This is a genomic window from Kaistia defluvii (genome assembly GCF_026343955.1).
In the GTDB taxonomy this organism is placed as follows: Bacteria; Pseudomonadota; Alphaproteobacteria; order Rhizobiales; family Kaistiaceae; genus Kaistia; species Kaistia defluvii.
In genome coordinates, this window is the sequence record NZ_JAPKNI010000002.1 from 466,372 (window position 1) to 486,042 (window position 19,671).

Annotated in this window: 17 protein-coding genes; 15 read left to right on the forward strand and 2 right to left on the reverse strand. The window is 65.7% G+C overall.

Annotated features, from left to right (window positions below; all coding sequences use genetic code 11):
* The first annotated feature begins 80 nt into the window (after window positions 1-80).
* From OSH10_RS06575 to OSH10_RS06600, 6 genes are all read left to right on the forward strand, one after another.
* The gene (locus OSH10_RS06575; RefSeq protein ID WP_266330835.1) at window positions 81-1,049 is read left to right on the forward strand and encodes an ABC transporter permease; all 969 of its coding nucleotides are present in this window, start codon (window positions 81-83) and stop codon (window positions 1,047-1,049) included.
* Window positions 1,050-1,055: 6 nt separating this feature from the next.
* Entirely contained in the window at window positions 1,056-2,561 is a 1,506-nt protein-coding gene (locus tag OSH10_RS06580; protein WP_266330836.1) for a sugar ABC transporter ATP-binding protein, read from the forward strand.
* A 12-nt stretch (window positions 2,562-2,573) separates the two neighbouring features.
* On the forward strand, window positions 2,574-3,515 hold the full coding sequence (locus OSH10_RS06585; RefSeq protein WP_266330837.1) for an ABC transporter permease: 942 nt from the start codon (window positions 2,574-2,576) through the stop codon (window positions 3,513-3,515).
* Complete coding sequence (locus tag OSH10_RS06590; RefSeq protein ID WP_266330838.1) at window positions 3,512-4,555, forward strand: zinc-dependent alcohol dehydrogenase; 1,044 nt, start codon at window positions 3,512-3,514, stop codon at window positions 4,553-4,555. Before OSH10_RS06585 ends, OSH10_RS06590 begins: the two co-directional genes overlap by 4 nt.
* A gap of 94 nt (window positions 4,556-4,649) precedes the next feature.
* Complete coding sequence (locus OSH10_RS06595) at window positions 4,650-6,149, forward strand: aldehyde dehydrogenase family protein (RefSeq protein WP_266330839.1); 1,500 nt, start codon at window positions 4,650-4,652, stop codon at window positions 6,147-6,149.
* Entirely contained in the window at window positions 6,149-7,747 is a 1,599-nt protein-coding gene (locus tag OSH10_RS06600; protein ID WP_266330840.1) for a GMC family oxidoreductase, read from the forward strand. The genes OSH10_RS06595 and OSH10_RS06600 overlap by 1 nt, the downstream gene beginning before the upstream one ends.
* 72 nt (window positions 7,748-7,819) lie before the next feature.
* On the opposite strand, the gene OSH10_RS06605 is transcribed toward OSH10_RS06600, so the two are convergent.
* The gene (locus tag OSH10_RS06605; RefSeq protein ID WP_266330841.1) at window positions 7,820-8,638 is read right to left on the reverse strand and encodes an aldo/keto reductase; all 819 of its coding nucleotides are present in this window, start codon (window positions 8,636-8,638) and stop codon (window positions 7,820-7,822) included.
* Between the two features lie 226 nt (window positions 8,639-8,864).
* Here OSH10_RS06605 and OSH10_RS06610 point away from each other — a divergent pair, with 226 nt between their 5' ends.
* Entirely contained in the window at window positions 8,865-10,451 is a 1,587-nt protein-coding gene (locus OSH10_RS06610; protein WP_266330842.1) for an acyl CoA:acetate/3-ketoacid CoA transferase, read from the forward strand.
* Window positions 10,448-11,236 (forward strand): enoyl-CoA hydratase/isomerase family protein, encoded by a 789-nt coding sequence (locus OSH10_RS06615; RefSeq protein WP_266330843.1) that lies wholly within the window; start codon window positions 10,448-10,450, stop codon window positions 11,234-11,236. Before OSH10_RS06610 ends, OSH10_RS06615 begins: the two co-directional genes overlap by 4 nt.
* A 65-nt stretch (window positions 11,237-11,301) precedes the next feature.
* Here OSH10_RS06615 and OSH10_RS06620 read toward each other — a convergent pair whose 3' ends face one another.
* Window positions 11,302-12,318: an aldo/keto reductase gene (locus OSH10_RS06620; protein ID WP_266330844.1), complete on the reverse strand. Its 1,017-nt coding sequence runs from the start codon at window positions 12,316-12,318 to the stop codon at window positions 11,302-11,304.
* A 203-nt stretch (window positions 12,319-12,521) separates the two neighbouring features.
* Between OSH10_RS06620 and OSH10_RS06625 the strand changes: the two genes are divergently transcribed.
* The 7 genes from OSH10_RS06625 to OSH10_RS06655 all read left to right on the forward strand — a co-directional run bounded on the left by OSH10_RS06625 (window position 12,522) and on the right by OSH10_RS06655 (window position 19,604).
* Complete coding sequence (locus OSH10_RS06625) at window positions 12,522-13,667, forward strand: acyl-CoA dehydrogenase family protein (protein WP_266330845.1); 1,146 nt, start codon at window positions 12,522-12,524, stop codon at window positions 13,665-13,667.
* Window positions 13,664-14,443, forward strand: coding sequence for a 3-ketoacyl-ACP reductase (locus OSH10_RS06630; RefSeq protein ID WP_266330846.1), 780 nt, complete (start codon window positions 13,664-13,666; stop codon window positions 14,441-14,443). Before OSH10_RS06625 ends, OSH10_RS06630 begins: the two co-directional genes overlap by 4 nt.
* A 9-nt stretch (window positions 14,444-14,452) precedes the next feature.
* Window positions 14,453-15,601: a dihydrodipicolinate synthase family protein gene (locus OSH10_RS06635; RefSeq protein ID WP_266330847.1), complete on the forward strand. Its 1,149-nt coding sequence runs from the start codon at window positions 14,453-14,455 to the stop codon at window positions 15,599-15,601.
* A 10-nt stretch (window positions 15,602-15,611) separates the two neighbouring features.
* Window positions 15,612-16,472: a sugar phosphate isomerase/epimerase family protein gene (locus OSH10_RS06640; protein ID WP_266330848.1), complete on the forward strand. Its 861-nt coding sequence runs from the start codon at window positions 15,612-15,614 to the stop codon at window positions 16,470-16,472.
* An 81-nt stretch (window positions 16,473-16,553) separates the two neighbouring features.
* Complete coding sequence (locus OSH10_RS06645) at window positions 16,554-17,303, forward strand: electron transfer flavoprotein subunit beta/FixA family protein (RefSeq protein WP_266330849.1); 750 nt, start codon at window positions 16,554-16,556, stop codon at window positions 17,301-17,303.
* Between the two features lie 79 nt (window positions 17,304-17,382).
* The gene (locus OSH10_RS06650) at window positions 17,383-18,312 is read left to right on the forward strand and encodes an electron transfer flavoprotein subunit alpha/FixB family protein (protein ID WP_266330850.1); all 930 of its coding nucleotides are present in this window, start codon (window positions 17,383-17,385) and stop codon (window positions 18,310-18,312) included.
* 149 nt (window positions 18,313-18,461) lie between these two features.
* Window positions 18,462-19,604 (forward strand): extracellular catalytic domain type 1 short-chain-length polyhydroxyalkanoate depolymerase, encoded by a 1,143-nt coding sequence (locus tag OSH10_RS06655; RefSeq protein ID WP_266330851.1) that lies wholly within the window; start codon window positions 18,462-18,464, stop codon window positions 19,602-19,604.
* The last annotated feature ends 67 nt before the right edge of the window (window positions 19,605-19,671 follow it).

Genomic DNA, 19,671 nt, shown 5'->3' on the forward strand with positions numbered 1-19,671 from the left:
CTGCCGCAGCGGCGGCAGGCCGGGCAGCGCATGGACGAGGCTGAGCGAAATCCAGGCCGCGCGTCTTCCAGGAGCCAAACATGCCGAACCTGTCCTTCCGTGGTGGGGATCTCCAGCGCTGGGCGCCGCTCTTGGTGCTCGTGGCGCTGGTCGTCTTCTTCTCCATGGTCAATCCGAACTTCTTCTCCCTGAAGAACTTCGCCCGTATCGGCATCTCCGCGACGCCGCCGCTGATGATCGCCGTCGGCGCCACCTTCATCATCATCATGGGGTCGATCGACCTGTCGATGGAGGGGGCGGTCGCCGTCTGCGCCGTCGTCTTCGCCAGCATCTTCATGGCGTTGGGTGGAACGCTTGGTGGCTGGGGCTGGCTGGCTCTGCCGGCCTGCCTGCTGGTCGGGGCGGCCTGCGGCCTCGTCACCGGCGCCGTCCATGTCGGGCTGCGCATTCCCTCCTTCATGGCCAGCCTCAGCATGGGCTTCGTCGGCATCGGCCTGTCGCTGATGATGACCGGCGGCGACCGCATCCGCGTTGAGGACCCGCTGTTCCGCTCGCTGCTGACCCAGCGCTTCCTCGGCTTCCCGCTGATGGTGCATGTCGCTTTCGTCGTGCTGCTGTTCGCCTGGTTCATCCAGAGCAAGACCACGCTCGGTCGCAATTTCTACGCCGTCGGCGGTGGCGAGGACCTGGCGCATGCCTCGGGCCTCAATGTCCGCCGCGTCCGCATCGCCGGCTTCGCGCTGGCCGGCGTGTTCTATGCCTTCGGCGCGCTGTTCGCCGTGGCGCAGCTCGGCATCGCCGAGACGGCGACCGGCTACAATTTCATGTTCGTCTCGATCACCTCGATCGTCGTCGGCGGCACCGCGCTCTGGGGCGGCAGCGGCGGCGTCTGGAACACGCTGGTTGGCGTGCTGATCGTCAACGTCATCAATAACGGCATGATCGTCATGGGCCTTCCTCGATACGTGCAGGACGGCGTCCTCGGTCTCTTGGTCATCATCGCCGTCGTGCTGTCGACCGACCGCAAATCCCTCGCTTTCGTGAAGTGACCGCCAATGTTCGAGCTTAGGAAAGTCGAGAAGCGCTTCCCGAATGTGCGGGCGCTGAAGGCGATCGATTTCGAGATCCGCCAAGGCGAGATCGTTGGCCTGGTCGGTGAGAACGGCGCCGGCAAGTCGACACTGATGAAGGTGATCTACGGCGCCTACCAGCATGATGGCGGCGAGGTGCTGAAGGATGGCATCCCCGTCCGCTTCGAGAACCCGCGCCAGGCGATGCAGAAGGGCATCGGCATGGTGTTCCAGGAGCAGTCGCTGATCCCCAATCTCAGCGTCATGGAAAACATCTTCCTCGGCTTCGAGCAGCAGTTCGTGAAGCTCGGCGTCGTCAACTGGAAGAAGATGGCGGCCGCCGCCCGCTTCCAGCTGGCCAAGGTCAAGCTCGATATCGATCCCCGGATCATCACCGCGAAGCTTTCCTTCGCGCAGCGCCAGCTGGTCGAGCTCGCCAAGGTGCTGACGCTGGAGGAGCGCGTCGATGGCGATCTGGTGATCCTGCTCGACGAGCCGACCTCGGTGCTGGCCAAGGAAGAGGTCGAGTTGCTGTTCAAGCTGGTGCGCGAACTGCGCTCGCGCGCCGCCTTCATCTTCGTCTCGCACCGGCTCGACGAAGTGCTCGAGCTGACCGACCGCGTCTATGTGATGAAGGATGGCGAGGTCGTCGACCATGTCGTCTCGGCCGAGGCGAGCGCGGAGAGCATCCAGCGTAAGATGGTCGGTCGCGACATCAACAAGGAATACTACCGCGAAGAGAAGCAGCTTCCCTATGACGCCAGTCGCGTGCTGGTCGAATTGCGCAACGCCACGGTTCCCGGCCAATACAGCAATGTCTCGTTCCAGCTTCACGCCGGCGAGGTGCTGACGCTGGTCGGCACGGAGGGTTCGGGCCGCGAGGCGATCCTGCGCACCATCTTCGGGCTGCAGAAGCTGGTGCTGGGCGACCTCGCCGTCAAGGGACGCAAGGTCGAGAGCTTTTCCGCCGAAGCGAGCGTCGCCAGCGGCGTCGGCTACATCCCGCGCGAGCGCAAGGTCGAGGGCATCGTCGCCGGCATGAACGTCTACGAGAACATCACGCTCTCGCAGATGGGCAATTACAGCCGCTTCGGCTTCCTGCGGATCGGCGACGAGAAGGCGACCGCCAAGGACTGGATCGCCAAGCTGTCGATCAAGGCGTCATCGGAGATGGCCGATTGCGGCAATCTCTCCGGCGGCAACCAGCAGAAGGTCGTTCTCGCCAAATGGCGCAGCGGCGGCTCCGACATCATTCTGCTCGACCATCCGACCCGCGGCCTCGACATCGGCGCCAAGGAGGACGTCTACGAAATGGTGCGGGCGATGAACGCGGACGGTGCGGGAATCGTCCTGATCGCCGACACGCTGGAAGAGGCGATCGGGCTCTCGCACACCATCCTCGTCGTCAAGGACGGCGCCATCCAGAAGCGGTTCGATTGCAGCGCCGGCACCAAGCCGTCGCTGTTCGATCTCGTTCATTACATGATCTAGGGGCGCGGACGGATGAACCTTCATAATCTCAAGAAGCACTTCCCCTGGATGACGCTGGTCCTGCTGGCGCTGTTCGTCGGCATCTTGGATCCCAACTTCCTGCGGCTGGAGAATCTGATCGATCTGGCCGGCGATATCTCGACGCTGTTCATCATGGCGCTTGGCATCACCTTCGTCATCTATATCGGCAGCATCGATCTGTCGGCGCAGTCGGTCGCCAACATGATCACCGTGCTGGCGACGCTGCTGCTCGTGCACATTGGCGCCTTCGCGGCGCCTGTCTGCATCGCCATCGGCGCGCTGTTCGGCTTTGTCTCCGGCCTGGTCTCGACGCGGTTCAAGGTGCCGTCCTTCATCGCGACACTCGCCGTCGGCGGCATCGCGCTCTCGGTCGGCCAGTACGCCTCGGGGCAGAAGGCGCTCTACATGGACGCCACCCTGCGCGAGCAGGCATTCGGCTGGATGATCGGCACCACGGCCGGACTGCCGCGCGAGATGATCATCGCCCTGGTGTTGCTGGTGGTGGCGCTGGTGATCGAGCGGCGCACCGTGCTCGGCCGCGCCCTGAAGGCGATCGGCGCCGGCGAGCCGGCAGCGGTTGCCTCCGGTTTGCAGGTCAACCGCTACAAGATGATCGCTTTCGCGATTTCCGGCGCCTTCGCCGCCATGGCGGGACTGTTGTTTTCCGTCAAGCTTTCGGGCGGTTCGCCGGTGATGGCGAACGGCTTCCTGCTGCCGGCGATCGTCGCCGTACTGGTGGGCGGAACGCCTCTGACGGGCGGCGTCGGCGGCGTGCTCAACACCTTCATCGGCGCCCTGATCGTCGCCGTGATCCGCACCAGCATGCTCTATCTGAACGTGCCGGCCACGGCGCAGCAGATCTTTTTCGGCCTCGTGCTCGTCGGCGCCATCGCGATCACCATCGACCGCACCAAGGTGAGGACGGTGAAGTGAGCGCGGTTCCCTCCCTCATGCGCGCGGCGGTGCTGGTCGCGCCCGGCCGGTTCGAGATCCGCCAGGTGCCCGTGCCTGCGGTCGGCCGCGACGACGTGCTGATACGGGTCGAGCGCTGCGGCATCTGCGGCACCGACATGCACATGTTCAATGGCCACTACGCGGCCGAGAGCCTGCCGATCATTCCGGGCCACGAATTCGCCGGCACGGTGGCGGCTGTCGGCGCGGATGTTCGCGGCTTTGGCGAAGGTGACCGCGTCGTCGCCGACATCAATATCGGCTGCGGCCATTGCTTCTACTGCCGCCGCAACGAGGTGCTGAACTGCGCCGAGGTCCGGCAGGTCGGCATCTCGCGTGACGGCGCCTTCGCCGACTATGTCGTGATGCCGTCGGGGCTTGTGATGGCCGCGCCTGCGGACGCGCCCTTCGACCTCCTGGCGCTGGTCGAGCCGATCGCCTGCGTCGTCAGGGCGGCGCGCAAGGCCGATGTCCGCTTCGGCCAGTCGGTCCTGATCCTTGGCGCGGGGCCGATCGGCAATCTGCATATCCAGATGATGCGCCTCGTCGGCGCGGCGCCGATCCTGGTCGCCGAACCCTCGGCGGTGCGTGGCGCCATGGCGCTGGAGGCGGGCGCAGATGTGGTGATTTCCGATCCGGCGACGCTGCGCGAAACCGTGCTGAAGCACACTGGCGGACGGGGCGCCGACATCGTCATCGAGAGCGTCGGCCTGCCGGCGCTTTATGCCAAGGCGTTCGAGCTGATCCGACCAGGCGGCCACATCGCTGCCTTCGGCATTGCCGGTCCGGCCGACACCGTACCGCTGCCGCTGCTCGCCACCGTGCTGCGCGAAAACTCGATCAAGGGCTCGGTCGCGGGCATGGGCGAGGACATGCATGACGCGCTGACACTGCTGGCACATGGCCGCTTCCGCACGGAGTCGTTCCGCGCTCGCAGCCTGCCGCTGGCCGAAATCCAGCAGGCCTTCGAGACGCTGCCACGCCATCCAGAAGCGCTGAAGGTTCAGATCGTCATGGCCTGAAACCGGGTCTTGTTATAACGGAATGGTTACTGGGTAACGCTGGTTTGTGACGCGCGGCCGCCAAGGCGTGTCGGGCGTGGGTAGGAGAATGATGATGGACGTGAACTCTGCAGTCTGGACGGTGCCGGCGAGCGCCCGCGAATTCGGCTTCTTCGTCGATGGACAATGGGCGGAGGCCGGCGATCGTCCCATGTCCGAGCGCAAGAGCCCCGCGCATGGCGTCGCCGTCACCCGCACGGTCCGTTGCACCAGGGCGGATATCGACCATGCCGTCGGCGTGGCCCGCACGGCTTTCGAGGACCGGCGCTGGTCGGGCCTGCCGGGCGGCGAGCGGGCGAGCGTGCTGCTCAAGGCCGCCGCCGGCATCCGCGCCCGCGTCGAGGAACTCGCATTGCTGGAGTCGCTCGAAAGCGGCAAGCCGATCGGCCAGGCGCGCGGGGAGATCGAGGGCGGCGCGAATATTTTCGAATATGCCGCCGGCGCGGCGCGAGCGCTGCACGGCGACGCCTTCAACAATCTCGGCGACAAGATGCTGGGGCTGGTGACGCGTGAGCCGATCGGTGTCGTCGGCCTGATCACGCCGTGGAATTTCCCGTTCTTCATCCTGTCCGAGCGGGTGCCGTTCATCCTCGCCGCCGGCTGCACGATCGTTTCGAAGCCGAGCGAAGTGACGTCGGCGACAACGCTGCTGCTGGCCGAGATCCTCTCCGACGCCGGCCTGCCGGATGGCGTCTTCAACGTCGTAACCGGCAGCGGCAGCGAGATCGGCCAGGCGCTGGCCGAGCATGCCGATGTCGACATGATCTCGTTCACCGGCTCGACCGCGGTCGGCCGCAGCGTGCTGCTCGCCTCGGCCGGCAATTTCAAGAAGGTCGGCCTGGAACTCGGCGGCAAGAACCCGCAGGTGGTGTTCGCCGATGCCAATCTGGACGAGGCTGCGGACGGCGTTGTCTTCGGCATCTGCTTCAATGCCGGCCAGTGCTGCGTCGGCGGGAGCCGTCTCGTCGTCGAGAAGTCGATCGCGGCCGAGTTCGAGGCGCTGGTCGCCGCCAAGATGGCGCGGGTTCGGATCGGCGATCCGCTCGACCCGAACACCCAGATGGGCGCCATCGTCACGGCGGCCCAGAACGCGACCATCCTCGGCTATATCGAGGCCGGCAAGCGCGAAGGCGCACGGCTGGTCTGCGGCGGGGAGGCCTATCCGAGCGACACAGGCCAGTTCGTCCAGCCCACCGTCTTCGCGGATGTGACGCGCGAGATGAGCATCGCGTCGGAGGAGATCTTCGGTCCGGTGCTCACCATCTCGACCTTCGAGACCTTCGACGAGGCGATGGCGATCGCCAACGACACGATCTATGGCCTGGCGGCCAGCATCTGGACGAGCAATCTCGACAAGGCGACCGATGCGTTCCGCCGCATCCGCGCGGGCCGCGTCTGGGTCAACACGACGATCAACAACGGGCCGGAACTGCCGCTCGGCGGCTTCAAGCAGTCCGGCACCGGCCGCGAAGCCGGCATCTATGGCGTCGAGGAATATACCGAGGTCAAGGCGACGCATATCGCGCTCGGCCGTCGCGAGCCCTGGGTGTCGTGATGGCGGCGAAGGGCTACGACTACGTCATCGTCGGCGGCGGTTCGGCCGGCTGCGTCATGGCCAACCGGCTGAGCGAGAACCCGGACGCCCGTGTCCTGCTGCTCGAGGCGGGCGGTCGCGACACCAACCCCTACATCCACATGCCGGTCGGCTTCGCCAAGATGACCACGGGGCCTCTGACCTGGGGGCTCGTCACCGCGCCGCAGAAGCACGCGGGAAATCGCGAGATCCCCTATGCTCAGGCGCGCGTGCTCGGCGGCGGCAGCTCCATCAATGCCGAGATTTTCACCCGCGGCGTGCCGGACGACTATGACCGCTGGGCGCAAGACGAGGGCTGCGAGGGCTGGTCGTTCCAGGACGTGCAGCCCTATTTCCTTCGCTCGGAAGGCAATGAAATCCTCGCTTCCGGCTATCACGGTACGGAGGGGCCGCTCGGCGTCTCCAACATCCGCGATCCGCAGCCGGTAACTCGTGCCTTCGTCCAGGCCTGCCAGCAATATGGCATGCCCTACAATCCGGACTTCAATGGCCCGGTGCAGGAAGGGGCGGGCGTCTATCAGACGACGATCCGCAACGCCCGGCGCTGCTCGGTCGCCGTCGGCTATCTGCGCCCGGTCCTGCGGCGGCCGAACCTGACCGTCGAGACGGGCTGTCTGACGACGAAGATCCTGTTCTCCGGCAATCGCGCCATCGGCGTCGAATACCGGCAGGGCGGCGCGCTGAAGAGCGTGCACGCCGATCAGGAGGTCGTGGTGACGGCCGGCGCGGTCGGCTCGCCGAAGATCATGCTGCTTTCGGGCGTTGGCCCGGCCGACCAACTCCGTGCGCTCGGCATCGAGGTGGTGCAGGATCTCCCCGGCGTCGGCGAGAATCTGAGCGATCATTTCGGCATCGACATCGTCTACGAGCTGAAGACCGCTGACAGCCTCGACAAATACAACAAGCTGCACTGGATGCTCTGGGCTGGCCTGCAATACACGCTGTTCAAGTCCGGGCCGGTGACGTCCAACGTCGTTGAAGGCGGTGCATTCTGGCGACAGGACCGCTCGCTGGCCAACCCGGATCTGCAGTTTCATTTCCTCGCCGGCGCGGGCGTGGAGGCCGGCGTGCCGGCGATCCAGTCCGGTTCCGGCTGCACGCTCAACTCCTACACGCTGCGGCCGAAGAGCCGCGGCACGGTCAAGCTGCGCAGCAGTCGGCCCGAGGACAAGCCGATCGTGGATCCGAACTTCATCGCCGAGCCGGACGACCTCCGCGTTTCGGCCGAGGGGGTGAAGATCAGCCGCGAGATCATGAACCAGCCGGCTTTCGCCAAATATGTCCGGCAGGAGCATTTCCCGGGCAAGGAGGTGCGCACCCAGGCGGATTTCGAGAACTATGCGCGCCAGTACGGCCGCACATCGTATCACCCGACCGGCACCTGCAAGATGGGCGTCGACGCGATGGCGGTGGTCGATCCGCAACTGCGCGTGCGCGGGCTGGAGGGCATCCGCATCTGCGATTCCTCGATCATGCCGAGCCTGATCGGCTCGAACACCAACGCCCCGACCATCATGATCGCCGAAAAGGGTTCCGACTTGATCCGGGGAAATCGCTGAGCGGGCTTTCCGCCCCCGTCTCCTCTCGCGACGGCGGCGCTTCTTCGAGCGCCGCGTTTGTCTGCGAGGGGTTCAGTCCCATTCGGGGGCGGTCGGCACTTTCGCCTTGTCGACGCAGCGATAGCCGGTCGCGCGCATGGCATCGATACGGTCCATGTCGATGCTAGAGAGCGTGAAATCCATCACGTCGAAATTGGCGCGGATGTTGTCGGGCTTGGTCGACATGGTGTTGATCGGCACGCCCTTCTGCAGGATCCAGCGCAACACGATTTGCGCCGCCGACTTGCCATAGCTCGCGCCGATTTCGGCGAAGACCGGGTATTTGAACACTTCGCCCCGCGCCACCGAGCAATAGGAGGTCAGCGGAATGCCGGTCTCCGTCGCGGCCTTCAGCAGGATGGTCTGGTCGAGCAGCGGATGGAACTCGACCTGGTTGGCAATGATCGGCGCGTCGACAAGTACCGCCGCTTCGCGCATCATCCGCGACGTGTAGTTGGAAACGCCGATATGGTCGGTGAAGCCAAGCTCTTTCGCCTTCTGCAACAGGCGCAGGGAACCGGTGTTGTCGCCGTCATAGGCCGGCCAGTGCAGCAGGAGCGCATCGACGCGGTCGACGCGGAGTTTCTTCAGGCTCTCTTCTACGGAGGGGAGAAAAAGGGCGTCCGAGAAGTTGTCCGGGTGGACCTTGGTGGTGATGCAGATTTCGTCGCGGGGCAGGCCGAGCGCGGCGATCGCAGCGCCTACCTCAGCCTCGTTGTTGTACATCTGAGCGGTATCGAAGGCACGATATCCGACCTTGGCAGCATGGGCGACGGCGCTGGTGAGTTCGTCTCCCATCAGCGGATATGTGCCGAACGAGCGCTGGTAGGTTCGATCGAAGTACAGACTCATCAAGTGCCTCCCTGTATAATAACTAATTAGTTACTTAATATCCTGAAAGCCTGGGAGCATCAAGTATGCGCCGTCATGGGGTTTTTCTCCAACTCCGGGAGGGCAAGGAGGCGGGCCTCCATTCGGCGTCGAACCGCGTGACGGGCATTTTGCCCCTTGCGAGGGAGGCGGGGATTTTTTAGGGTAATAACCAACTGGTTACTTAAATAGCGCGTCCGGAGGAATGATGTCCAAGTTGCGAGCCGCATCGGAAGTGGCGGCCCTGGTCAGGGATGGGGCGATCGTCGCCGTGAATTCGTCGAGCGGCCTCGCCTGCCCTGACGCGGTGCTGGCCGCCCTTGGCGAGCGCTACCGCAACGAAGGCGCGCCGCGCGGTTTGACGACGATCCACCCGATCGCGGCCGGCGACATGTTCGGCACCAAGGGCGTCGATCATCTTGCCCAGCCGGGCATGATCTCGACGATCATCGGCGGCTCCTATCCCTCGGGTCCGTCCTCGGCCGAGCCGCCGCTGATCTGGCAGATGCTGGGCCGCAACGAGATCGCCGCCTACAACATTCCAAGCGGTGTGCTGTTCGATATCCTGCGCGAGGGGGCCTCGAAGCGTCCCGGTGTGTTGACCAAGGTCGGCCTGGAGACCTTCGTCGATCCCGACAACCAGGGCTGCGCGATGAACGAGCGCGCCCGCGCCAGGCCCGTGGTGAGCAAGGTTCAGTTCGCCGGCGAAGAGTGGCTTTTTTTCCCGTCGATCCAGCCGGATGTGGCGATCATCCGCGCCAGCACCGCAGACGAACGCGGCAATCTCACCTTCGAGCATGAGGGCGCCTATCTCGGCGCGATGGAATTGGCGCTGGCCGGCCACAACAGTGGCGGCATTGTCATCGCGCAGGTGAAGCGGGTCGCGCAGGCCGGCACGCTTCGCCCGCATGATGTCCGCGTGCCGGGCATCCTCGTCGACTACATCGTCGAGGTCCCGGACCAGTTGCAGACGACGGCAACCGAATATGACCCGGCCATTTCCGGCGAGCTGTTCCGGCCGCTCGACACCTTCAGCCTGCCGCCCTTCGACGTCGCCAAGGTAATCGCCCGGCGCGTCGCGCAGGAATTGCAGCCCGGCTGGGCCGTCAATATCGGCTTCGGCATTTCGGCCAATGTGCCGCGCATCTTCCTGGAGGAGGGGAGACATGGCGACATTACCTGGGTGATCGAGCAGGGCGCGGTCGGCGGCATTCCGCTGCTCGATTTCAAGTTCGGCTGCTCGTCCAACGCCGAGGCCTTTGTCGCCTCGCCGCACCAGTTCGCCTACTTCCAGGGGGGCGGCTTCGACGCGTCGCTCTTGTCCTTCCTGCAGATCGACCGGCACGGCTCGGTCAATGTCTCGCAACTCTCGGCCCGGCCGCATGTGACGGCGGGGGCCGGCGGTTTCGTCGACATCACGTCGCGGGCCCGCAAGATCGTTTTCTCCGGCTATTTCAATGCCGGCGCCAAGTTCTCCATCCATGACGGCAGGCTGTCGATCGACAAGGAGGGCAAGGTGGCGAAAATCGTCGACGCGGTCGAGCACATCTCCTTCTCGGGCCAGCGCGCGATCGCGCAGGGTCAGGACGTTACCTATGTGACCGAGCGCTGCGTGCTGAAGCTGACGCCGGAAGGCCTGATGGTGACGGAGATCGCCCCCGGCATCGACCTGCGCAAGGACGTGCTGGAGCGCGCGGAGACGCCGTTGCAGGTGGCGCCGCACCTGAAGCAGATGGACGTGTCGCTCTTTCATCCGGAGAAGGTCGGGCTGCATCCGGTCCTGGATGCGGCATGACGGGTGCGTCCGAACCTCGGGTGCGGTTTGGGCAGGACGGCGCCATCGCCATCCTGACGCTGGCGCGGCCCGACAAGCTCAACGCGCTTGACGAGGCGGCAATCGGAGAACTCGGCGCGCTCTGCCAGCGCATTGAGCGCGACGAGACCATTCGGGCCGTGATCCTGACCGGGGAGGGCGGCAAGGCCTTCTCCGCTGGCGGCGACATCGGCGGCTGGAGCGGCAAGACGCCGCTCGAGTTCGGCCGGTTCTGGCTGCGCGAGGGCCATGCGGTGTTCGACGCGCTGGCGCGGCTGCGCCAACCGCTGATCGCCGTCCTGAACGGTCATGCGCTCGGCGGCGGGCTCGAACTGGCGGCGGCAGCGGATCTGCGCATCGCCGAGAGCCATGTGAAGCTCGGCCTGCCCGAGGCCGGGCTGGGCATCATTCCCGGCTGGTCGGGCACGCAGCGCGCCGTGCGCCGCTTCGGCGCCCCGGCCATCCGGCGGATGGCCTTGTTCGGCGAGGTCTTCGAGGCGCAGGCGGCGCTGGAGCTTGGCCTCGTCGATGTCGTGGTGGCGACCGGGGAGGGGATGGCCGAAGCGAAGCGGTTGGCGGCGAAAGTCTGCGAACGCGCCCCGGTCGCGACCGAACTCACCAAGATGCTGATCAATGCTGCCGAGGGCGAGGAGCGCGAGCGCGTGCTGGAGACGATGGCCGGCATGTTCGCCGCCTCGACGGAAGATCTGGCCGAGGGCGTCGCCGCCTTCCGCGACAAGCGCAGACCGGATTTTTCCGGGCGCTGACAGCGGCTTCGCCTTTTTGCGGTGTTCGGCCCGCGCCGGCAGTCCGGCGCGGGCCTTCTTGCGGATCAGGCGGGGGTGGGGGCGTCCTCGCGCAGCAATCCCTGCTTCTTCAGTTCACCCCAGAAATCGCCCGGGATTTCGTGGCTGAACCAGCCGAGATTCCTCTGCAATTGCTCGACGGTTCGGGTGCCGGCGATGAAGGAGGGAATTGCCGGGTGGGCCGTGACGAACTGCATCGCCGCGGCCGGCAGCGGCACGCGGTAGTCGCGGCAGACCTGCTCGATCTTGCGCACGCGGTCGAGGATTTCGGCCGGGGCGGGCGCGTAGTTGTAGCGGGCGCCCTCGACGGCGCCGGTCGCCAGGATGCCGGAATTGAAACCGCCGCCGATCACGACCGCCGCGTTGCGCTCGACGCAGAGCGGCAGAAACTTGTCCAGCGATTCCTGCTCCAGAAGCGTGTAGCGGCCGGCGAGCAGGAAGCAGTCGAAATCGCGCTGCTTCAATGCCTCGTAGCAGACCTCCCATTCGTTGACGCCGACGCCGATCGCCTTGACGAGGCCCTGGTCGCGCAACTCCGATAGCGCCTTCCAGGTACCGTCCATTGCCTGGCGAAACACTTCGGGCTGCTCAGCGCCGCGGGTGAAAACGTCAATGTCGTGGATGAAGCAGATGTCGATGCGCTCCAGCGCCAGCCGCTGTAGCGAATCCTCGAATGAGCGCATCGTGCCGTCATAGGAATAGTCGAACACCATTTCATTGGCGGCGGCGTTGTTCCAGGGCGAGAAATCGATCTGGGAACGCTTCGCCGGCTTCAGCAGCCGGCCGACCTTGGTCGACAGCACGAAATCGTCGCGTTCCTTCCAGCGCAGCGAGTGGCCGCAGCGCAACTCCGACAGGCCATGGCCGTACATCGGCGCGGTATCGTAGTAGCGGACGCCGGCATCCCAGGCCGCCTGGATCATGCCGTCGGATGTCGCCTCGTCGATGGGCCGCGCAAAGTTGCCGATCGGGGCCGTGCCAAAGGCGAACGGCGTCACCTCCAGATCGGTGCGCCCGAATTTCACTCGCTTGGATGGCTGCATGGACTTCCTCCCTTGAAAAGTAACTGTTTAGTTATTTAATGCGGCGGAGGTTGGCAAGAGGGTGCGCGGCAACTCCCAGGATCTGCCAGCCAATCCGCCGCGCGGTCGACCCGCATGCGCCAATTCGCGAGCCTCTCCCGCTTGACCGGATGCAGAGCCAATGATAGCCAGTAACTAGATAGTTACATAAGAGGTCATCTGAGATGTTTGTGACGGAGACGCACGAGCAGGTTCGCGACATGGCACGCCAGTTCGCCGACGAGGTCATCCGGCCGGTCGCCATCGACCTCGATCGGGACGAGCGCTTTCCCGGCGAGATCTTCGAACAGATGGGCGATCTCGGCCTGTTCGGCATCGGCGTTCCCGAGGCGCTCGGCGGCCCGGGCTTCGATACGCTGGCCTATGCGCTCGTCATGGAGGAACTGTCGCGCGGCTATGCCTCGGTCGCCGACCAGTGCGGCCTCGTCGAGTTGATCTCGACGCTTCTGGTGCGTCACGGCACGCCAGAGCAGCAGGCGCAATGGCTGAAGCCGGTGATGTCGGCCCGCACCAAGGTTGCCTATTGCCTGACCGAGGCCGAGGCCGGCAGCGATCTCTCGGGCTTGCGCACCACGGCGGATCGCGACGGCGCCGGCTGGAAGCTCAATGGCGGCAAGATCTGGATCCACAACGCGCCCGTCGCCGATATCGGCTTCGTGCTCGCGCGCACCGACAGGAATGCCGGCCATCGCGGCATGAGCATCTTCATCGTCGATCTGAACGCCAAGGGCGTCGAGCGCGGTCCGAAGGAACACAAGATGGGCCAGCGAGCGAGCCAGGTCGGCGCGCTCAACTTTTCCGACGTGACGCTGCCTCCCGAGGCGCTGCTCGGCGAAGAGGGGCGCGGCTTCCACATGATGATGAGCGTGCTCGACAAGGGCCGGGTCGGCATTGGATCTCTCGCCGTCGGCATAGGCCAGGCCGGCCTCGAGGCGGCGCTCGACTACGCCCAGCAGCGCAAGCAGTTCAACGCCAGGATCGCCGATTTCCAGGGCGTGCAATGGCTGCTCGCCGACATGGCGAAGGATATCGAGGCGGCTCGGCTGCTGGTCCAGAGCGCGGCGGTGAAGATCGATCGCGGCGAGAACGCCACCAAGGCCTGCTCGATGGCGAAGTGCTTTGCCGGCGACATGGCCGTGGCGCGTACGGCCGATGCCGTGCAGATCTTCGGCGGCAGCGGCTACATCCGCGGCTTCGAGGTCGAGCGGCTCTACCGTGACGCCAAGATCACGCAGATCTACGAGGGCACCAACCAGATCCAGCGCATGATCATCGCGCGCGAACTGGTGAAGCATGGAGCACGCGGATGACCGGAGCTCGACAGGCGGCGCTTGTCACCGGCGCGAGCCGGGGCATTGGTCTCGGGATCGCCAAGGCTCTTGCTGCAAGCGGGTTCGACATAGCGCTGAACGGCCTGACGGACAGCGAGGAACTGGACCGCGCCGCCAGCGCGGTCATCGAAACCGGCGCGCGCGTCGTCAAGGTGCCGGGCGATGTCAGCCTGCTCGCCGGCCATGACGGGCTGCTGCAGCAGGCGGAAGCGGCGCTCGGTCCGCTCACCACGCTGGTCAACAATGCCGGGGTCGGCGTGATCTCGCGCGGCGACCTGCTCGATGTGACGGAAGAAAGCTATGACCGCTGCATGGCGATCAACGCCAAGGCGCATTTCTTCCTGACGCAGGCGTTTGCCCGCCGGCTGCTGTCGCGCAATCGCGCCGACGGCCGCTTCTACAGCATCATCAACGTCACGTCGTCCAACGCCACGGCCGTTGCCGTCCAGCGCGGCGAGTATTGCGCCTCCAAGGCCGCCGCCGCGATGATCTCCAGGATTTTCGCCGTGCGCCTCGGCGCGGAGAACATCGCCGTCTATGACGTGCAGCCCGGCCTGATCGAGACGGACATGACACGCGCCGTGACCGACATCTATCGGCGCCGCATCCGCGAGGAAGGGCTGACGCTATTGCCGCGCATGGGCCAGCCGGAAGATCTCGGCCGGGTCGTTGCGACGCTTGCCGAGGGCGCGCTGCCCTACACGACCGGCCAGGTCATTTCCGCCGATGCCGGCATGCTTGTTCCCCGCTTCTGAGGACTTCCGATGGATATCCAGCTTCCTGATCCCAAGGGTCGCCTCACGGCCTACACGCTCGTCGGCAAGCCGATCGAGACCGCGTCTTTCTCGCGCGATTTCAACCGCACGGTGTTTTCGGCAGCCCATGTCGTCGCCGATCCATTCACCGCGCGCGATCCTTCCGGCCCCGCATCGATCGACTGGGACGCGACGATGGCGTTTCGCCGTCATCTTGCCGAGCTCGGGCTTGGCATCGCCGAGGCCATGGATACGGCGCAGCGCGGCATGGGGCTCGACTGGAGCGGCGCGCTCGAGCTGATCCAGCGCACCAAGCGCGAAATCCCCGACGCGCTCGTCTTCAACGGCGCGGGCACCGATCATCTCGACCCGAAGGACGCGCGGACCCTGGACGATGTCCGCCGCGCCTATGCCGAGCAGATCGAGGCGATCCAGAAGGTCAATGGCCGCATCATCCTGATGGCGAGCCGCGCGCTTGCCCGCGTCGCAACCAGCCCGCAGGACTATGTCGACGTTTATCGTGATGTGCTGGCGCTTTGCGACAAGCCGGTGATCCTGCACTGGCTCGGCGACATGTTCGATCCGGCGCTTGCCGGCTACTGGGGCGCCGACTCGTTTGACGCGGCGATGGAAACCGCGCTCGCCGTGATCGCGGAAAGTCAGGCCAAGGTCGACGGCATCAAGATCTCGCTCCTCGACAAGCAGAAGGAGATCGACATGCGGCGTCGCCTGCCGGCCGGCGTTAAGATGTATACGGGCGATGATTTCAACTACCCGGAACTGATCGAGGGTGACGCGCAAGGTTTTTCGCACGCGCTGCTCGGGATCTTCGATCCATTAGGTCCGGCCGCCGCCTATGCCATGTCGCGGTTGAGCGCCGGGGATACGGCCGGGTTCCGCGAGGTGCTTGATCCAACTGTGCCGCTCGCGCGACTGATTTTTCGCGCGCCGACGCAATACTACAAGACCGGCGTCGTCTTCCTTGCCTGGCTGAACGGCTTCCAGAAGCATTTCATCATGCTCAACGGTGCTCAGGCGATGCGTCCCTTGCCCTATTTCACCGAGATCTTCCGTCTCGCCGATCAATGCGGTCTGCTGCGCGACCCCAACCTTGCCGTGGCGCGGATGCGATCGCTGCTTGCTGTCTACGGCGTCTGAGGGCAGGCGGGTGCGTGATTTTTCGCAGGATCATTCGGCCCTGGCGCTGAACACCGCGACCCTTGGGCACAATGTCGAGGGTCATGGCGCTGGCTGGCCGCCGGAGCGGGTAATCGACGCCTGCGCCGAGCGCGGCTATGGCGGCATCGTGTTCTGGCGTCGGGAACTGGGCGCGCGCGCCGTCGAGATCGGCGCTCGGGCGCGGGCGGCGGGCCTTGCCATCCCCGGTCTTTGCCGGACGCCCTTCCTCGTCGGACCGCTGGCGCCCAAGCCGGATGCGGCGATGTTCGACGATCTCCATGCCTCGATCGACATGGCCGCCGATCTCGGGGCGGCCTCGCTGACGATCTGCGTCGGCGGCGTCGTCGAGGGCTCGCATTCGATCGGCGACAGCCTGAAGCGGGTGGCAGAGATCGTCGCCGAAGCCGCGCCACGCACTGACGCGGCGGGGGTAAAGCTGGCGCTGGAGCCCCTCAATCCGGTCTATGGCGGCAATCGGTCCTGCCTGGTGACGGTGCGCGATGCCGTCGACATGGTGGAAGCGATCGACCATCCGGCGATCGCCGTCGCCATCGATGTCTATCACGTCTGGTGGGATCTCTCGCTCGCGGCCCAGCTTCAGCGCCTCGGCGGCGACCGGATTGCCGGCTTCCACCTTTGTGATTGGCTCGCCGATACCCGCGATGTGCTGCTCGATCGCGGCATGATGGGCGATGGCGTTGCCGACCTGAAAGGGCTGCGCCGCGCCGTCGAGGACGCCGGCTATGCCGGGCTTTGCGAGGTGGAGGTGTTCTCCGCCGGCGATTGGTGGAAACGCGACCCGGCCGAGGTGCTGGATGTCTGTGTGGAACGGTTCCGGACGCTCTGCTGAGCGGACCGTGGCGGGCCCGTGAGCCCGGTTTGCGAGAAGCGGCCGGCCCTGGCGGCTCCCGTTGAAGGAAAGGTATTCCCGATGAAGATTCTGGTGCCCGTCAAGCGGGTCGTCGATTTCAACGTCAAGATCCGCGTCAAGCCGGACGGCTCCGGCGTCGACCTTCAGAATGTGAAGATGTCGATGAACCCGTTCGATGAGATCGCCGTCGAGGAAGCCTTGCGGCTGAAGGAGGCCGGCAAGGCGGAGGAGGTCGTGGTTGTATCGATCGGCCCCGCCAAGGCCGAGGAGACCCTTCGAACCGCGCTCGCCATGGGCGCGGATCGCGCCATTCTCGTCGAGACGGATGACGCGGTCGAGCCGCTCGCCGTGGCCAAGATTCTCAAGGCGGTCGGGGAGGCCGAGCAGCCGGGCCTGATCCTCCTCGGCAAGCAGGCGATCGACGATGATTGCAACCAGACTGGCCAGATGCTGGCCGCGTTGCTCGGCTGGGGGCAGGGCACCTTCGCTTCCAAGGTGGAACTGGCCAGCGATGCTGTCACGGTGACGCGCGAGGTCGATGGCGGATTGCAGACGGTTTCGCTGCGGCTGCCGGCGGTCGTTACGACGGATCTGCGCCTGAACGAGCCGCGCTATGCCTCGCTGCCCAACATCATGAGAGCCAAGAAGAAGCCGCTCGATCGCAGGACTCCTGCTGATTTCGGCGTCGCCACGGCCGCGCGGCTACGGATCCTCAGGACCGAGGAGCCGGCCCGCCGCATGGCCGGCGTCAAAGTCGGGTCCGTCGCCGAACTGGTCGACAGGCTCAGGACCGAGGCTGGCGTTCTCTAGGGATCGCCCCGGCTCGTTTTCCTCCCGCGAACCGGTCCGCGCCTCGCCCGGAACCGCTTCAGTTCGAAAGGATATCATCATGGCCATCCTCCTTCTTGCGGACCACGACGCTGCCGGGCTTGCCGGACAGACCGCGCGCGCTCTGACGGCGGCGCTACAGATCGGCGGCGACGTGCATATCCTGGTCGCGGGCGTGAATGCGCGTCCCGCTGCCGAGGCGGCGTCGCGGCTTGCCGGCGTTGCACAAGTGCTGCTGGCGGAAACAGCGGCTTTCGAGCACGCGCTGGCCGAGCCATTGGCGGACCTGATCGTCTCGCTGGCGCCTGGTTATGACACGATCCTCGGGGCCGCTACCTCGACCGGCAAGAACGTGCTCCCCCGCGTCGCAGCGCTTCTCGACGTGGCGCAGGTCTCCGATATCGTCGAGGTCGTGTCGGCCGACACGTTCAAGCGGCCGATCTATGCCGGTAACGCGATCCAGACCGTGCAGGCGACCGACGCTACCCGGGTGATCACCGTGCGCACGGCCAGCTTTGCTGCAACGGGCGAAGGCGGCAACGCGCCGATCGAGCCGGTTGAAGCTGTCGCCGCGTGCGGGCTTTCACGTTTCGTCGGCGAGACGGCGCCCATCTCCGATCGGCCGGAACTGGCCTCGGCGCGGGTGATCCTTTCGGGCGGCCGCGCGCTCGGCTCGCTGGAGAAATTCAACGAACGGATCCTTCCCGTCGCCGATAAGCTGGGCGCGGCCGTCGGTGCGTCGCGCGCCGCCGTGGATGCCGGCTATGCGCCGAATGACTGGCAGGTCGGCCAAACCGGCAAGATCGTCGCGCCACAGCTCTATATCGCGGTCGGAATTTCCGGCGCGATCCAGCATCTTGCCGGCATGAAGGACTCGAAGGTCATCGTCGCCATCAATAGGGACGAGGACGCGCCGATCTTCCAGATTGCCGACTATGGCCTCGTCGCCGATCTGTTCGTTGCGCTTCCGGAATTGGAGAAGGCGCTCTGAGCCCCTTTCTGCGATGGGGCGGGCGGGAACTGTCCCCGCCATTCCCCTCGGGGTACGCATCCACTGCCGGTCTTTGATTTCGACCGTTGTGCAGTGCAGCATCAATGCCCATTATCTGGTGCCACTGTTCAAGCCCGGATGGAAACACGATGCGGCCCCTCTCCGATACGCTGGCGCGGCTCGCCGCGATGAAAGCCCGCACGGCGGTTCCAGTATCCCGAAGCGGGCCGTCGCGTCTTGTTCCGTTCCCATTCTCCGGCCCCAATCCCGGCCATCTCGGCGTCAAGGCCTATATCCCGTCGGGGGCGGCTCCTGGCGCCGCGCTCGTCGTGGTGCTGCATGGCTGCACCCAGACGGCCGATGGCTATGACCACGGATCCGGATGGTCCACGCTGGCGGAGGAGCACGGGTTTTTCCTGCTCTTCCCAGAGCAGCAGCGCGCCAACAATCCCAATCTCTGCTTCAACTGGTTCCAGCCCGAGCACACGCAGAGGGGAAGCGGGGAGGCCGCCTCGATCCGTGGGATGATCGAGGCGATGAGCCGCGCCCATGCGATCGACCCGCGCCGCGTCTTCATCACCGGGCTTTCGGCGGGCGGCGCGATGGCCGCGACGATGCTTGCCGCCTATCCCGAAGTCTTTGCCGGCGGCGCCATCATCGCCGGGCTGGCGCATGGCGTCGCCAACGGGGTCCCGGAAGCCTTCGACCGGATGCGGGGCCATGCACTCCCCTCGCAGGGCGAGTTGCAGGGCGCCCTTCGCAACGCCTCCCCGCATGGCGGGCCCTGGCCGACGGTTTCGATCTGGCAGGGGACGGCCGACAACACGGTTCATGCCACCAATGCGAATGCCATCGTCGATCAGTGGCTCGAGGTCCATGCGCTCGAGCGCACCCCATCGGCCAGGCGGACGCTCGGCGGTCGCACCACGAGCGAATGGTCGAGCCGGGATGGCGTGGTGAAGGTCACCCAGCACCGCATCGACGGCATGGGGCACGGCACCCCGCTCGCGTCCTCCGGTCCGGCCGCCTACGGCCATCCCGGACCGTACATGCTGGATGTCGGCATCGGCTCGACCCACGAGATCGCCGTGGCATGGAGCCTGACGGACGGCGTTCGTTCGCAGCCAGCGAAACAGACCGGCGCCGTGTCGGGCGACGAATATGTCCGCAGCGACGTCATGCCGGAACCCGTCCAGTCCGGCGAGCGCGCTTCGGCGGGCGCGGACGCTGCCCCGGGAAAGGTCGGCGAGATCATCGAGGCCGCGCTGAGATCCGCCGGCCTCATGAAGTAACGCGCGCCGACGTCGGCACCGCTGCCGAGCCGGAAGTAGTGTCTTGGATAAAAAAAGGCCCCGCAGC